12 protein-coding genes and 1 tRNA gene are annotated in these 14,369 nt (G+C 55.8%); 3 read left to right on the top strand and 10 right to left on the bottom strand.

Annotated features, from left to right (window positions below; genetic code table 11):
* Positions 1 to 948, top strand: coding sequence for an alpha-L-glutamate ligase-like protein (locus LPB19_RS09225; protein ID WP_206642636.1), 948 nt, complete (start codon positions 1 to 3; stop codon positions 946 to 948).
* A gap of 59 nt (positions 949 to 1,007) precedes the next feature.
* On the opposite strand, the gene LPB19_RS09220 is transcribed toward LPB19_RS09225, so the two are convergent.
* Positions 1,008 to 2,597, bottom strand: coding sequence for a BCCT family transporter (locus LPB19_RS09220; protein WP_206642635.1), 1,590 nt, complete (start codon positions 2,595 to 2,597; stop codon positions 1,008 to 1,010).
* Positions 2,598 to 2,943: 346 nt separating this feature from the next.
* Here LPB19_RS09220 and LPB19_RS09215 point away from each other — a divergent pair.
* Positions 2,944 to 3,020: transfer RNA gene (locus LPB19_RS09215), tRNA-Pro, on the top strand.
* A gap of 510 nt (positions 3,021 to 3,530) precedes the next feature.
* Positions 3,531 to 4,049, top strand: a complete 519-nt coding sequence (locus LPB19_RS09210; RefSeq protein WP_228289076.1) for an HNH endonuclease family protein — start codon at positions 3,531 to 3,533, stop codon at positions 4,047 to 4,049.
* Between the two features lie 99 nt (positions 4,050 to 4,148).
* Here the strand turns inward: LPB19_RS09210 and LPB19_RS09205 are convergent, their stop codons facing one another.
* The 9 genes from LPB19_RS09205 to LPB19_RS09165 all read right to left on the bottom strand — a co-directional run bounded on the left by LPB19_RS09205 (position 4,149) and on the right by LPB19_RS09165 (position 14,290).
* Positions 4,149 to 4,514 carry a MerR family transcriptional regulator gene (locus LPB19_RS09205; RefSeq protein ID WP_206642634.1) on the bottom strand — a complete coding sequence of 122 codons (366 nt, stop codon included), beginning with the start codon at positions 4,512 to 4,514 and terminating at the stop codon, positions 4,149 to 4,151.
* Positions 4,495 to 4,797: an integration host factor subunit alpha gene (ihfA, locus tag LPB19_RS09200; RefSeq protein WP_206642633.1), complete on the bottom strand. Its 303-nt coding sequence runs from the start codon at positions 4,795 to 4,797 to the stop codon at positions 4,495 to 4,497. The genes LPB19_RS09205 and ihfA overlap by 20 nt, the downstream gene beginning before the upstream one ends.
* Positions 4,798 to 4,800: 3 nt before the next feature.
* Positions 4,801 to 7,173, bottom strand: coding sequence for a phenylalanine--tRNA ligase subunit beta (pheT, locus tag LPB19_RS09195; protein WP_206642632.1), 2,373 nt, complete (start codon positions 7,171 to 7,173; stop codon positions 4,801 to 4,803).
* A gap of 60 nt (positions 7,174 to 7,233) precedes the next feature.
* Positions 7,234 to 8,232, bottom strand: coding sequence for a phenylalanine--tRNA ligase subunit alpha (gene pheS / locus LPB19_RS09190; RefSeq protein ID WP_206642631.1), 999 nt, complete (start codon positions 8,230 to 8,232; stop codon positions 7,234 to 7,236).
* Positions 8,233 to 8,382: 150 nt separating this feature from the next.
* Positions 8,383 to 8,736 (bottom strand): 50S ribosomal protein L20, encoded by a 354-nt coding sequence (gene rplT, locus LPB19_RS09185; protein ID WP_206642630.1) that lies wholly within the window; start codon positions 8,734 to 8,736, stop codon positions 8,383 to 8,385.
* Positions 8,737 to 8,785: 49 nt separating this feature from the next.
* The gene (gene rpmI / locus LPB19_RS09180) at positions 8,786 to 8,977 is read right to left on the bottom strand and encodes a 50S ribosomal protein L35 (protein WP_206642629.1); all 192 of its coding nucleotides are present in this window, start codon (positions 8,975 to 8,977) and stop codon (positions 8,786 to 8,788) included.
* A gap of 91 nt (positions 8,978 to 9,068) precedes the next feature.
* Positions 9,069 to 9,608 carry a translation initiation factor IF-3 gene (gene infC, locus LPB19_RS09175; protein ID WP_206645751.1) on the bottom strand — a complete coding sequence of 180 codons (540 nt, stop codon included), beginning with the start codon at positions 9,606 to 9,608 and terminating at the stop codon, positions 9,069 to 9,071.
* Between the two features lie 2 nt (positions 9,609 to 9,610).
* Positions 9,611 to 11,536 (bottom strand): threonine--tRNA ligase, encoded by a 1,926-nt coding sequence (gene thrS / locus LPB19_RS09170; RefSeq protein ID WP_206642628.1) that lies wholly within the window; start codon positions 11,534 to 11,536, stop codon positions 9,611 to 9,613.
* A gap of 153 nt (positions 11,537 to 11,689) precedes the next feature.
* Entirely contained in the window at positions 11,690 to 14,290 is a 2,601-nt protein-coding gene (locus tag LPB19_RS09165; RefSeq protein ID WP_206642627.1) for a TRAP transporter permease, read from the bottom strand.
* Positions 14,291 to 14,369: the final 79 nt, after the last annotated feature.

The following is a 14,369-nucleotide window of genomic DNA, read 5'->3' as shown; positions in this document are numbered from 1 at the left end:
ATGGGCTGGATATCCCCCAGGCGCCTGAACCGGCTTGGCATGCTCAACATGAACCGGCGCAACGTGGATTACATTGCCCGCTATAACGAGCGTGCCTCCTATCCTCTGGTCGATAACAAGCTGAAGACCAAGCTCGCAGTGGCCGAATATGGCGTAAAAACCCCCAGCCTGCTGCAAGTGGTACGTCAGCAACACGAGATTTCTCATTTCCGGGAAATGGCGGAGGATCTCGGCGGCTTCGCCATCAAACCGGCGAAAGGCTCAGGCGGTAAAGGTATTACGGTGATTACGGGGCGCGATGAAGATCAATACATCAAAGCCTCCGGGGCCCGTCTGGCCGGTGCCGAGCTGGAACGGCACCTGACGAACATTCTGGCCGGACTCTACTCGTTAGCCGGAACGCCCGACGTCGCGATTGTCGAGAGCCTCGTGGAGTCCGCGCCATCGCTGGCAAAATACTCCTATCAGGGCGTACCTGATATCCGGATCGTGGTATTTCAGGGCTATCCGGTAATGGCGATGCTGAGGCTCGCCACGAAAGCCTCTGACGGCAAAGCCAACCTGCACCAGGGGGCCATTGGCGTTGGCCTCGATGTGGGCACAGGAAAGAGTCTGAACGCCGTTCAGTTCAACCGCCCGGTCGCCCTGCACCCAGACACCGGACTGGCCATTGATAACATCAAGATCGATGCCTGGGACCAGATGCTCGAAATGGCTTCCCGCTGCTACGAAGCCACTGGGCTTGGCTATATGGGCGTAGATCTCGTGGTGGACGCGAATCAGGGCCCGCTGCTTCTGGAACTCAACGCCCGCCCCGGGCTCGCCATCCAGATGGCCAATGGGCTCGGCCTGCTTCCCCGCCTGCGAACCATCGAAGATCTCAAGCGCCCCCACTTCACGCCCTGGGAACGCGCAGCTTTTGCCATGGATACCTTCTCGGCCGCCTGAAAATCACGCAAAAAAAAAGCCGGGCACAAAGGCCCGGCTTGGTTTTCAGCGCACTAAGCTCAGAGTTCGCCCTTGGCGATCAGTAGCTTGCGCTCATGAGCGAGGCCCTTCAGCAGCCCCCAGGTCATGATCAGCAGGATCGCCGTGAAGGGCAAGCCGGCACTGATTGCAGTCGCCTGGATGGCCCCAAGGGCATCTTCACCACCACCAAAGATCAGCGCGGCAGCGATGGCGCCTTCCATTACAACCCAGAACACCCGCTGGGAAGTCGGTGCATCAGTTTTACCGCCGGCGGTGATGCTGTCGATCACGAGAGAGCCGGAGTCCGAGGACGTTACGAAGAACACCAGCACCAGAATAATTCCGACAAACGAAATGATGCCGGTGAGCGGCAGGTTCTCGAACATCTGGAACATGGCCAGAGACACATCTGTCAGGCCATTTTCAGCCAGTGCACCGATACCGTCGCGGATTTGCTCCAGGGCGGAACCACCAAACGCACTCATCCACACAACGGTAATCAGGGTCGGAATGATCAGCACTGCAGTCACGAACTCCCGCACGGTACGACCTCGCGATACACGCGCGATGAACATGCCAACGAACGGTGACCAGGAAATCCACCAGGCCCAGTAGAACACAGTCCAGCCCTGGAACCAGGCTTCATCTTCCCGGCCGAACGGATTGCTCAGTGGCACCACATTGGCAACATAGCTGGAAGAGGTCACCCACAGGGTCTCCAGTATCGACATGGTTGGCCCTGCGAAGATAATGAAGAACAACAGCAGTCCAGCCAGAGCCATGTTGATGTTACTGAGCACTTTTACCCCGCCATCGAGGCCCCGCAACACGGAAATCAGAGCAACCGCTGTCACACCGACGATGATGGCCATCTGGACGTTAACACCGGCCGACGTATCAAACAGGTAATTCAGGCCGGAGGCCGCCTGCTGAGCCCCGAAACCAAGTGATGTCGCCAGACCGAAGATAGTAGCGACCACCGCCAGGATGTCGATGATGTGGCCCGGCCACCCCCAGACTTTGTCCTTCAGAAGCGGAAAGAAGGCCGAGCGAATGGTCAGTGGCATATTCTTGTTAAACGCAAAGAACGCCAACGACAGCGCGACCACCGCATAAATCGCCCAAGGATGCAGGCCCCAGTGAAACATGGTGGCGCCCATGGCCATATCCGCCGCCGCTGGCGAATTTGCCTCTACGTTAAATGGCGTCTCGTACCAGCCCGTGTAATACGCCACCGGCTCCGCCACCGCCCAGAACATCAGGCCGATACCCATACCTGCGGCGAACAGCATGGCAAACCAGGACATGGTCGAAAATTCCGGTTTGGCATCCATTCCGCCCAACCGGATTTTTCCAACCGGCATAAAGATCAGTGCCAGGCATACAACCACGAAAATGTTGGCACTGAGCAGGAAAAACCAGTCGAAGGTGGCAATAATGTCCCACTTGGCGCCATCCAGCATGGATTTTGCCTCGTTGGGGAACATCATCGTACCCACCACGAAGAGAGTCACCAGTATCGCCGTGATCGGAAATACCGGTGCGTGAATGTCCAGACCTAAAGGATGAATATTATCCTGGCCTGCGACGTAATCCGTTTGATATTCGTCTTTGACTACCTCGCCCACGTTCGAAGTCTCCTTAGTTGGAAAGTCCCATTTCGTATCGGTGCTCAAACGTTACAAGCGCGACATGATATTGCTTTGAGTTCTAAACATCAAAAACGGCGCACATCGCCAAAACCTTTCCTTCAGCATAGACCATGCTCACACTCTAGAAAGTTCCGTTGTCACAACCGGCTACAGGGGCCTAATCGCCTACCGAATTCATCTTGAAACAGGGCTAACCCAGGCCCGGTCGAAGAAACCGAAACGACGATTAAAATGCCTGTTTATTTTTTTCTAGGCCTGGTGTAGACTCGCTCCCGCTAAGCCAGTGAGGAAACCGTCCGGTTCCCTTTGGCCCAGCGTAAGTCGGGGCGTAGCGCAGTCTGGTAGCGCACCTGTATGGGGTGCAGGTGGTCGCAGGTTCAAATCCTGCCGTCCCGACCACTTTTCTTTCCTTATCTCATTATTATTCGCTGGCAAGCGCCCGATCGCAGGCGTCTGTTCTGCACATTTTCGGCCTTCACGACCAACCCGCTTCTACTGCAATAATTGAAATATTACCTGTTGGCCCGACCGGCTTTCCGGCTCCTCGCAGCTCATTCAACAAGTACGATTTTTCGAACAACTTAAAACGCCATTCCCGCGCTTACCATCGCTGACAGAAACGCTACAAAAAGCCTGAATCAGCCAACCATCCCCGTTTGCAATAATTCTCTCGTTTTCCATTCAAAATCCGTCCCTTAGGCGATTACCATCATGCAAATGCTGTATAACCGATCCTTATCGGTTTTATTTGCGGTTTTACTTCTCGGTGCCAGCCAGACCGCAGTTTCGGATCTGGTCAAAAAATCCAGTTCAGGTATCTGCCACCCGCCCGAAAGCGCCCATTACTCCCGGACCAAAGCTTTCACAGGTTTTGAATCGGTCGCCTCGTGCCTCGCAAGCGGCGGTCGAATGCCAAAAGGACTCAGCGCCCCGCTGTCCCTGGAGAACAGTACAGACTACCAGCGCAAAAAGTTCGGTCACGGCTGGGACGACTCCGACGGGGACTGTCAGAACAGTCGTGCGGAAGCCCTGATTGCGTCATCAACAACCAGCGTTCGATTCTCAGACCCGCGTCGATGCCGGGTCACCTCGGGCCGCTGGATCAGCCCGTTTACCGGCAAGGTGATCCAGAACGCAGCAGAGATCGACATCGATCATGTGGTGCCACTGAAGTGGGCCTGGAAATACGGCGCAAAGAGCTGGAGCGACAACAAGCGAGAAAGCTTTGCCAACGACATGAATAACCTGTGGAGCGTAGAGCTGTCTCTGAACCGCCAGAAAGGCGCAAAGGGCCCCGAAGAGTGGCTACCGCCGGCCGGACAGTGCCAGTATGTCAGCCGCTTTGTACGACTGATCAAAACCTACGACCTGCAGCCCCCGTCCGACAAACTCACGACTTACCGGAATCTGCTGAAGCAGCACTGCTAGATCCCATCGAGGCTTGAGCAACATCCGGGCACGCACAAAAAAACCGAGACGGGAAACGTCTCGGTTTTTTTATTTCGGACAGCAGTCCAGCGAGGAAGGTTATTTTGCCGGAGCGTTCAACACCTCAAGAACCTCTTCCAGCTCCGCAATCATCTGGCGGATGAGCTGTTTGTACTGAGACGTGTCTTCTTTCGCCTCACTACTGCTCAACTTCTGCTTGGCACCACCAATGGTGTAACCCTGCTCGTAGAGCAAGCTGCGTATCTGACGGATGGTGATAACATCTGCGCGCTGGTAATAGCGCCGGTTTCCGCGTCGCTTCACCGGTGACAGCTGGGGAAATTCCTGTTCCCAATAGCGCAGAACGTGAGCCTTGACCGCACACAGATCGGCTACCTCACCAATGGTGAAATAGCGCTTTCCGGGGATCGCAGGGAGTTCGTTGTTATGACTCGGTTCCAGCATAGGCTTCCACTTTCTGTTTCAGTTTCTGTCCCGGCCGGAAGGTCACCACACGACGAGCGCTGATAGGAATTTCTTCCCCAGTTTTCGGGTTCCGTCCCGGTCTTTGTTTTTTATCGCGCAGGTCAAAGTTGCCAAAACCTGACAACTTCACCTGCTCGTTGTGGCTGAGCGCGTCTCTGATTTCGTCAAAAAAAGCTTCTACCATCTCTTTGGCTTCCCGCTTGTTGAGGCCCAACTCCTCGTACAAACGCTCCGCCATGTCCGCTTTCGTTAACGCCGCCATGTCTCAGCTCCTTAATGTTGCCCCCAGCTCTTCTTTCAAAGCGTCGATGACGCCGTTGAAGAGCGAATGCACTTCATCCTCGTTAAGCGTGCGTTTGGGGTGCTGCCAGAACAGACTGAGCGCAAGGCTTCGATTTCCCTCACCGATGCTCTCACCCTCGTAGACATCAAACGCACGCAAATCTGTCAGGCATTCTCCGGCATGCTTTCTGGCTACACGCTCTACGTCGGCAAATGCCACGTCACTTCCGATAATGATAGCCAAATCCCTACGAACTTCAGGGAATTTTGAAATTTCTTTGAAATTAGGCACATATCCGGTGACGATTGAATCCAAGAATAGCTCAAACATCAGGGTTGTGCCATTAAGTTCAAGCTTTTTCTGCACTTGCGGGTGCAAGGTACCCAGCCAGCCAATGTGCTCCCCATTGCGAACGAGCTCAGCAGTCTGACCCGGGTGCAACGCCGGATGCTTTCCGGGCAAAAACTGAACATCGATACCGAGCAATCGGAAAAGGCTTTCCAACTCGCCTTTAGCATCGAAGAAGTCTGCGGCCCTGCGACCGTTCACCCAGTTTTCCGGGTACTGTCCGCCAACGATGACGCCGGCCAACATAGGCTGCTGATCTATGCGCTGACCGTCCTTTTCGAACCGAAGGCCGGTCTCAAACAGACGAATACGCCCCTGCTGACGGTTCTGGTTGTAGGCGACCGTCTTCAGGAGCCCACTCCACAACGTGGTCCGCATGACGGAAAGATCTGAGGAGATCGGGTTCGCCAGGGCAATACCATCACGCTCGGGATCAACCAATTTCTGAACTTTGGGGTCCACGAAGCTATAGGTGATCGCTTCCTGGTATCCCTGACCGACGAAGAAATTTCGGATCAGCGACACCGGACGCTGAGCCTCGCTCTGAGGACGAAGTCCCAGGGCCCCCTCGGGCTCGGTGACTGGAAGGTTGTTGTAGCCAAAAATTCGACCAACTTCCTCAATCACGTCTTCTTCAATGGAAATGTCCGGTCGGTAGCTGGGGACGCTCACCTGCCAGCCATTCTTGAGCAACTTATCGATCTGCAGACCAAGCCGGGTCAGGATCTCTTCAACCGTGGTGCGATCGATCTCCATGCCCAGCACGCTCGCAAGGCGGTCAGCGCGCAGAACGACGACTTGATCCTCTGGCAAGGAATCGCTGCTCATCACTTCCACAATCTCGCCGGGTTCACCACCAACGATATCCATCAGCAGCTGGGTCGCACGCTCCATGGCGTCCCGCGCCAGCTTGAAGTCAACACCACGTTCAAAGCGATGGGAGGCATCGGTGTGCAGGCCATAGTGGCGGGCCTTACCGGCCAGGGTAATCGGATCGAAGTAGGCGGATTCCAGCACCAGGTCCCGGGTCTTATCACTGACGCCAGAATGCTCACCACCCATAACACCGGCAATGGCAATGGGCTTCTGATGATCGGCGATCACCAGCGTCTGATCGGTCAGTTCGACTTCCTGGCCATCCAGCAGGACCAGCTTTTCACCGGCCTTGGCCATACGCACAACGATACCGCCCTTGATCTCTTCACGATCAAACGCGTGCATCGGCTGGCCCAGTTCCAGCATGACGTAGTTGGTGACATCGACCGCCGGGTCGATGGACCGGATACCACAACGGCGCAGCTTCTCACGCATCCACAGTGGCGTTTCCGCCTGCAGGTTCACGTTACGCAGCACACGGCCCAGGTAACGCGGGCAGCCGGCCGGATCCTCAACCCGGATATCGGGCACCTCGGAGTGCTGCGCTTCAACAGCGGCGATTTCGGGCGCTTCAACAACCTGGCTATTCAGAACGCCCACTTCCCGGGCAATGCCCTTGATAGACAGGCAGTCACTGCGGTTTGGAGTCAGGTCCACATCAATAGTAACGTCATTAAGGTGGAGGTATTCACGCAAATCCTGGCCAACCGGTGCATCTGATGGCAACTCCATCAGGCCATCGCTGGCATCAGACAGGCCCAGCTCGGACTCGGCACACAACATACCTTCGGAAGGCTGGCCACGGAGCTTGGCCTTCTTGATTTTAAGATCCCCCGGCAGAACGGCCCCAACCACAGCAAAGGGTACCTTCAGACCATCACGCACGTTGGGTGCGCCACACACCACCTGCACGGTTTTATGACCATCATTGACCTGGCAGACACGGAGCTTGTCGGCATCGGGATGTGGCTCAACCGTCACCACTTCACCTACGATCACGCCGTTGAAGTCGCCAGCCACTGGCTCAAAGCCATCCACTTCCAGACCAGCCATGGTGACCTGATCCATCAATTCCTGGGTACCGATTTCCGGGTTTACCCACTCGCGCAGCCACTGTTCACTGAATTTCATGCTTGTTGCCTTGTCCTGATGCGGTTTCGCCTGATGATTTGAATTCCTGAAAGCGCCGGATTAACGGAACTGGCGCAGGAAACGCAGATCGTTCTCGAAGAACATCCGCAGGTCGTTGACGCCGTAACGCAGCATAGCCAGACGCTCCACGCCCAGGCCAAATGCAAAGCCACGATACTCTTCGGCATCAATACCGCAATATTCAAATACTTTTGGGTGCACCATGCCGCAACCCATCACTTCAAGCCATTTGATGCTGCCATCAGCTTCCCGGCCCCATTCAATATCCACCTCGGCGGAGGGCTCGGTAAACGGGAAGTACGATGGACGAAATCGAACTTTCAGATCTCGCTCAAAAAAGACACGGAGAAACTCTTCAACGGTGCTCTTCAGATCGGCGAAGCTGACGTCTTTCTCGACCAGCAACCCCTCAACCTGGTGAAACATAGGGGTGTGCGTCATATCAGAGTCGCACCGATAGACACGCCCTGGGCAGATCATGCGAAATGGCGGCTTACCCGCTTCCATGGTGCGGATCTGGACCGGTGAGGTATGGGTCCGCAGCAACGTGCCCGGATTAAAATAGAAAGTGTCGTGCATGGCACGGGCCGGGTGGTGCCCTGGAATGTTAAGGGCTTCGAAGTTGTGATAGTCATCTTCGATTTCCGGCCCCTGTTCGACGGTGTAACCCGCCCGCGCAAAGAACTGTTCGATACGCTCAAGGGTACGGGTTACCGGGTGCAGGCCACCCAGATCCTGACCTCGCCCCGGCAGCGTGACATCAATGGATTCGCTTGCCAGTTTCTGCTCAATGGCAACGCGCTCCAGATCGGCCCGGCGAGCATTGATGGCCTGCTCTACCCGCCCTTTGGCTTCATTAATCTTCTGGCCTGCAGCGGGACGCTCTTCGGCAGAAAGCTTGCCCAGCGTCTTGGCCTGCTGGGTGATAACACCTTTTTTACCAAGGTACTCAACACGAATTTGATCAAGCGCCTGCAGGCTGTCTGCACTGCCTACCGCAGCCAACCCGTCCTGAACCAGTTGCTCCAGGTTTTCCATTGACCCTGCTCCAAACCAGAAATGGGAGTAGTAATACGAATTCTTGAAACAAAAATAGGGGAAGAGCATGCCCTTCCCCTATTGAAAGAGCGTCAACATGATGCCATGAGACGCCCTGATCGATCAGCAATCGATGAAGAGCTTAAGCGATCACAGAGACGCTTTGGCTTTCTCGACAACAGCGGCGAACGCCTGCTGCTCGTTCATGGCCAGATCGGCCAGAACTTTACGATCGATTTCTACGTTCGCCTTCTTCAGGCCAGCAATCAGACGGCTGTAGGACAGACCGTTTGCACGCGCGCCAGCGTTGATACGGGCAATCCACAGAGCGCGGAATGCACGCTTGCGGTTACGACGGTCACGGTAGGCATACTGCCCGGCCTTGATAACCGCCTGCTTGGCAACGCGAAACACACGACTGCGGGCACCGTAGTAACCTTTAGCCTGCTTGAGAACCTTCTTGTGACGACGGCGTGCGATCACACCACGTTTTACACGAGCCATAACTTAATCCTTCTACCTTAAAAACCTTTGCAAGAATGTTCGCGGTGCCTTAGCACGCGGTCATACGCTTGATGGACGCCACGTCAGACTTGGCGATCATCTTGGTGCCACGCAGCTGACGCTTACGCTTGGGGCTCTTCTTGGTCAGGATGTGACTGGTGAAGGACTGCTTGTGCTTAAAGCCGTTGGCGGTTTTCTTAAACCGTTTAGTGGCTCCGCTTTTGGTTTTCATCTTGGACATTTTTTAAAACTCCGCATTCTATTATGGAAAAACAATATGCCCCTGAACGACAAATCCCCCGCATACGCGGGGGACCATCACCCGGTCAGGTTCACTTCTTCTTGCGGGGCGCCACCAACATGGTCATTTGACGGCCCTCCATCTTGGGCCTCATCTCAACCGTTGCCAGCTCTTCAATATCTGCTTCAATTCGGTTCATGAGTTTCATACCAATTTCTTGGTGTGCCATCTCACGCCCACGGAAGCGGATAGTGATTTTGCCGCGGTCCCCGTTTTCAAGGAAACGTATCAGGTTGCGTAGTTTGACCTGATAATCCCCTTCTTCAGTTCCGGGACGGAACTTCAGCTCTTTGACCTGCGTCTGCTTCTGTTTCTTTTTAGCAGCCGCCTTGGCCTTCTTCTCGTCGAAGATTTTCTTCCCGTAGTCCATTATCTTACAGACGATCGGATCGGAATCCGTAACCTGGACCAGGTCAAGGGACGCTTCTTCTGCCTGCTTCAAGGCATCCGCAATAGGAACCACTCCTACCTGATTGCCTTCCGCGTCAATCAGCCGGACTTCTGTTGCGTCAATATTCTCATTGATCGGCGCCTTAGGAGCGCGCCCACCCCGATTCGTTCGCTGTTTGATAATTAGATCTCCGTCTTGGTTTTGCCTTTACGTTCAACCTCTTCAGCCAGAAGCTGTTCGAACGCGTCAAGCGAAAGGGTTCCCAGATCCTCACCTTTGCGGGTACGTACCGCTACGGCGTTGTTCTCGACCTCTTTGTCGCCTACGACGACCAGATAGGGAACCTTGTTTAAAGTATGCTCGCGGATTTTAAAGCCGATCTTCTCGTTTCTCAAGTCAGCATTAACCCGATATCCAGAAGATTCCAGTTTTCTGGTCAGATTCTCACAATATTCACGCTGATTATCCGTGATATTGAGGACCGCTACCTGCACCGGAGCCAGCCAGGTCGGAAACGCGCCTTCGTATTCTTCGATCAGAATTCCGATGAAGCGCTCGAAGGAACCGAGAACTGCACGATGCAGCATGACCGGCGTCTTTCGCTCGGAATCCGCCGCAACGTACTGGGCACCCAAACGACCGGGCATGGAGAAATCCACCTGAATGGTACCGCATTGCCATACCCGGCCAATACAGTCTTTCAGAGAGAACTCGATCTTAGGCCCATAGAAGGCGCCTTCGCCGGGCAACAACTCCCAGTCGACGCCTTCGCGGTTCAGGGCTTCTTCCAGTGCGGCCTCCGCCTTATCCCAGACTTCGTCCGAACCGACCCGCTTTTCCGGGCGGGTAGACAGTTTGTACAGGATTTCGTCAAATCCGAAGTCCTGGTAGACCTCGTGCAACAGATCAATAAAGCGTGACACCTCTGCCTGGATGGCGTCCTCTTCACAGAAAATATGCGCGTCATCCTGGGTAAAACCACGCACCCGCATGATGCCATGCAAGGCACCCGAGGCTTCGTTACGGTGACACGAGCCAAACTCGGCCAGACGCAGCGGGAGATCCTTGTAGCTCTTGAGCCCCTGATTGAAGACCTGAATGTGGCATGGACAGTTCATCGGCTTGATCGCGAAATCGTGTTTCTCAGACTCCGTGGTGAACATGTCATCGTGGAACTTGTCCCAGTGACCAGACCGCTCCCAAAGCGTTCTGGATACCACCTGCGGCGTTTTGATTTCCTGATAGCCATGCTTGCGGAGCTTGTCGCGCATGTACTGCTCGATGCTTTGATAGACCTCCCAGCCATTGGGATGCCAGAACACCATGCCCGGCGCCTCTTCCTGCATGTGGAACAGGTCCAGCTTCTTGCCAATCTTGCGGTGATCCCGCTTCTCGGCCTCTTCCAGCCGGTGCAGATAGGCCTTCAGATCTTTCTTGTTGCCCCAGGCGGTACCGTAAACACGCTGCAATTGCTCGTTAGAGGTGTCACCACGCCAGTAAGCTCCGGCCACCTTGGTCAACTTGAAGGCCTTGAGTTTGCCGGTGCTGGGCACATGCGGCCCACGGCACAGGTCAATAAAATCGCCCTGCTGATAAAAGGAGAGGTCTTCTGCGCCCGGGATATCTTCAATAATCCGAACCTTGTACTCCTCACCCATTTCGTCGAACAGCTTCACGGCCTCATCGCGGGACAGAACCGAGCGTGAGACCGGGATGTCCTGCTTGGCCAGTTCTTCCATGCGCTTTTCGATTCGGGCAAGGTCTTCGTTGGTGAACGGGCGCTCGAACTTGAAATCGTAGTAGAACCCGTTATCAATCACCGGACCAATCGTAACCTGAGCAGACGGGAACAGTTCTTTGACGGCCATCGCCAACAGATGCGCAGTCGAGTGACGAATGATGTCGACACCATCCTCATCTCGGTCGGTCACAATCGCGAGGTCGATGTCTTCCTCAATCCGGTAGCTGGTATCCACCAACTGACCATTCACACGGCCGGCCAGGGCAGCCTTGGCCAGACCAGCGCCGATATCAGCGGCCACATCATGAACGGTAACGGCTTCGGCAAAACTGCGATGACTGCCATCAGGCAGGGTTACGACGGGCATAAACACACTCCGGTTGGTTACTCAGCGGTGATCTATACCAGAGATCACTTGTGACGGCTCATCACGATACAAACCGTGGGCCTGTTGGAGCGGGAGTCTACCAGAAAAAAACCCGGCGGGTTAATGCCGGGTTTCCTCATACTCATCAGCTACTCAGGCAGGTTGAGCAGCGGCGTTTTCGCGGGCTCGCCTGCGATACTGCCCAACCCCGAGCACCACGAGCAACGCAAGGGCCGGTATAAACATCAGCTCCTTGGGCGGCCGATCAGTGCCGACCTGAACACTGTCAATCGTCCAGCCAAAACTGATGCCCGCCTGTTCGGCCACGCTGCCGAAGTTGACGAAGTCCACCACCATCTGATCGCCCTGAGGTGATACCTCCAGCCCAGCCTGTGCCAGCCGCTGCTCGGGCGACTCGCCGGCGGGCAACATCAGCTGCAGATACTTGGACACCTCGTCACCGTCAAGCGACATGCCGGAGGCCTGGATAACGATAGGGTCCCCGGTCGGGACATCGTCCACATGCTGGAACAGCTCGGAGCCCGGACGATCCTGAGTGGGCGGATACACCATATCCCACCAGAAACCCGGCCGGAACAGTGTGAACGAGATCAGCAGAAGCGCGACGGTCTCCCACCACCGGGTCCGGGTCATCCAGAATCCCTGCGTGGCAGCAGAAAACACCAGCATCGCCATCACGGCACTGAAGATGGTCACCAGCAGATCAAACCACCCGGTCAGCCCGATCAGCAGAAGCTGCGTGTTGAAGATAAACATGAACGGCAGGATGGCGGTCCGGATATCGTAGGTGAACCCCTGAATCCCCGTTCGGATCGGGTCCGCACCGGATATGGCCGCCGCCGCATAGGCGGCAAGCCCCACCGGGGGGGTGTCGTCGGCCAGAATCCCGAAATAGAACACGAACAGATGAACGGCAATCAAAGGCACCAGCAAGCCATTTTCGGCCCCCAATGTCACGATGACGGGCGCCATCAGAGTGGACACCACAATGTAGTTGGCGGTCGTGGGTAGCCCCATACCAAGAATCAGACTGATCAGGGCGGTGAAGATCAACATCAGCAGGAGGTTACCGCCGGAGATAAACTCAACAAACTGCGTCATCACCAGTCCGATACCGGTCAGCGTAACAGTGCCCACCACGATACCCGCCGTGGCAGTGGCCACCCCGATCCCCACCATGTTCCTGGCACCCGTGACCAGAGAGTGGGCAAGATCGACCACTCCCTGCTTGAGCTTCGCACCGTATTGCCCGTGCCCGTGGAAAAAGGCCTTCAGTGGTTGCTGGGTAATAACGATAAAGATCATGAATACCGTCGCCCAGAACGCTGACAACTGGGGCGAAAACCGTTCGACGGTCAGACACCAGACCAACAGCACCACGGGCAACAGGAAATACAACCCGGTCTTGACGGTGGGACCGACCGGCGGCAGTTCGTCCATGGACTTGTCCGGGCTGTCCTCTTCCAGTGCAGGGAAGCGTGTGGCGTAGCCCACCAACCCGATATAAACCAGCACCAACAAGGGGCCAAGCACCCAGATCGCAGCGGCACCCAACCAGTCTTTCATCCAGCCAATGCCGTAATAAACCGCGAAGGTCAGTACACACAAGCCCAACAGGATCACCACCCAGTTGAGCATGCGCTGGGCCAGGGTTGGGCGATCGAGGCGCTCAATGCCCTGCATGTTCAGTTTGCAGGCTTCGAGATGAACGATGTAAATCAGCGCCACGTAGGAAATCATGGCCGGCAGGATGGCGTGCTTGATGACCTCCAGATAGGAGATCCCCACGTACTCCACCATCAAAAATGCCGCCGCGCCCATGATGGGCGGGGTTAGCTGGCCATTGGTGGAAGCGGCCACTTCAACAGCGCCGGCCTTGGTCGCCGGGAAGCCAACCCGTTTCATCAACGGGATGGTGAAGGTCCCCGTGGTAACAACGTTGGCGATTGACGACCCGGAAATGACACCGCTCAGGCCGCTGGACACGACGGCAGCTTTTGCTGGCCCACCGCGCATGTGACCAAGCAAGGCGTAGGCGACCTGGATGAAGTAGTTACCTGCACCCGCCCGTTCAAGCAAAGCCCCGAAGAGCACGAACAGGAACACAAAGCTGGTGGAGACTCCCAACGCAACACCGAACACACCTTCCGTACCCAACCACTGGTGCGACGCAAGCTTGCTCAGACTCGCCCCCTTGTGGGAGATCACATCCGGCATGTACGGGCCGGCCAGGGAGTAGATAATGAAAACGCCGGCGACAATCGTCAGTGGCAACCCCAGCGCACGGCGGGTCGCCTCCAGAAGCAGCACCAGGCCACCCAGCGCGACAATCAGATCCTGAGTATTGGGCGCACCGGGGCGAGACGCCAACTCTTCGTAGAACACGAACAGGTAAGAGGCCGCAAAGGCCGCAGCCAGCGCCAGCACCCAGTCATAAATGGGCACATGGTCCAGATGCTTTCCGCGAATCATCGGGAATGCCGAAAATGCCAGGAAGGTGGCAAAGGCCAGATGAATGGAGCGGGATTCGGTGGAGTTAAATACCCCGATTTCGAAGATATAAGGGAGCGGTGAAGCTATCCAGAGCTGAAACAGGGACCAAAGCAGTGGTACCACGAACAGAACGACAGCGGCGGCCCCTGATGCGGCCCTCCCGCCGGACTCAGTCTGCACAAACTCTTCGACCTTCGCACGGTCGACACTATCCCCTGCTCGCGGGTCGCTATCGCTCATAACGTAGTCCTTCAAGAAAACGAGGGGTAAGGCAGTAAAAACAAATGCAATGCCGCGGGCATACTCTGCCCGCGGCGTC

This window comes from Marinobacter salinisoli (genome assembly GCF_017301335.1).
Classification (GTDB): domain Bacteria; phylum Pseudomonadota; class Gammaproteobacteria; order Pseudomonadales; family Oleiphilaceae; genus Marinobacter; species Marinobacter salinisoli.
The sequence above is the reverse complement of the archived record's forward strand: the minus strand, read 5'-3'. Positions and strand labels throughout refer to the sequence as shown.

Excerpts from the sequence above, each read along its gene's own strand:
- LPB19_RS09225 (WP_206642636.1), top strand. The coding sequence starts at position 1 with ATGGGCTGGATATCCCCCAGGCGCCTGAACCGGCTTGGCATGCTCAAC.
- LPB19_RS09165 (WP_206642627.1), bottom strand. The coding sequence starts at position 14,290 with ATGAGCGATAGCGACCCGCGAGCAGGGGATAGTGTCGACCGTGCGAAG.
- ihfA (WP_206642633.1), bottom strand. The coding sequence starts at position 4,797 with ATGGCGGCGTTAACGAAAGCGGACATGGCGGAGCGTTTGTACGAGGAG.
- pheT (WP_206642632.1), bottom strand. The coding sequence starts at position 7,173 with ATGAAATTCAGTGAACAGTGGCTGCGCGAGTGGGTAAACCCGGAAATC.
- LPB19_RS09205 (WP_206642634.1), bottom strand. The coding sequence starts at position 4,514 with ATGCTGGAACCGAGTCATAACAACGAACTCCCTGCGATCCCCGGAAAG.
- rplT (WP_206642630.1), bottom strand. The coding sequence starts at position 8,736 with ATGGCTCGTGTAAAACGTGGTGTGATCGCACGCCGTCGTCACAAGAAG.
- LPB19_RS09210 (WP_228289076.1), top strand. The coding sequence starts at position 3,531 with ATGCCAAAAGGACTCAGCGCCCCGCTGTCCCTGGAGAACAGTACAGAC.
- rpmI (WP_206642629.1), bottom strand. The coding sequence starts at position 8,977 with ATGTCCAAGATGAAAACCAAAAGCGGAGCCACTAAACGGTTTAAGAAA.
- pheS (WP_206642631.1), bottom strand. The coding sequence starts at position 8,232 with ATGGAAAACCTGGAGCAACTGGTTCAGGACGGGTTGGCTGCGGTAGGC.
- thrS (WP_206642628.1), bottom strand. The coding sequence starts at position 11,536 with ATGCCCGTCGTAACCCTGCCTGATGGCAGTCATCGCAGTTTTGCCGAA.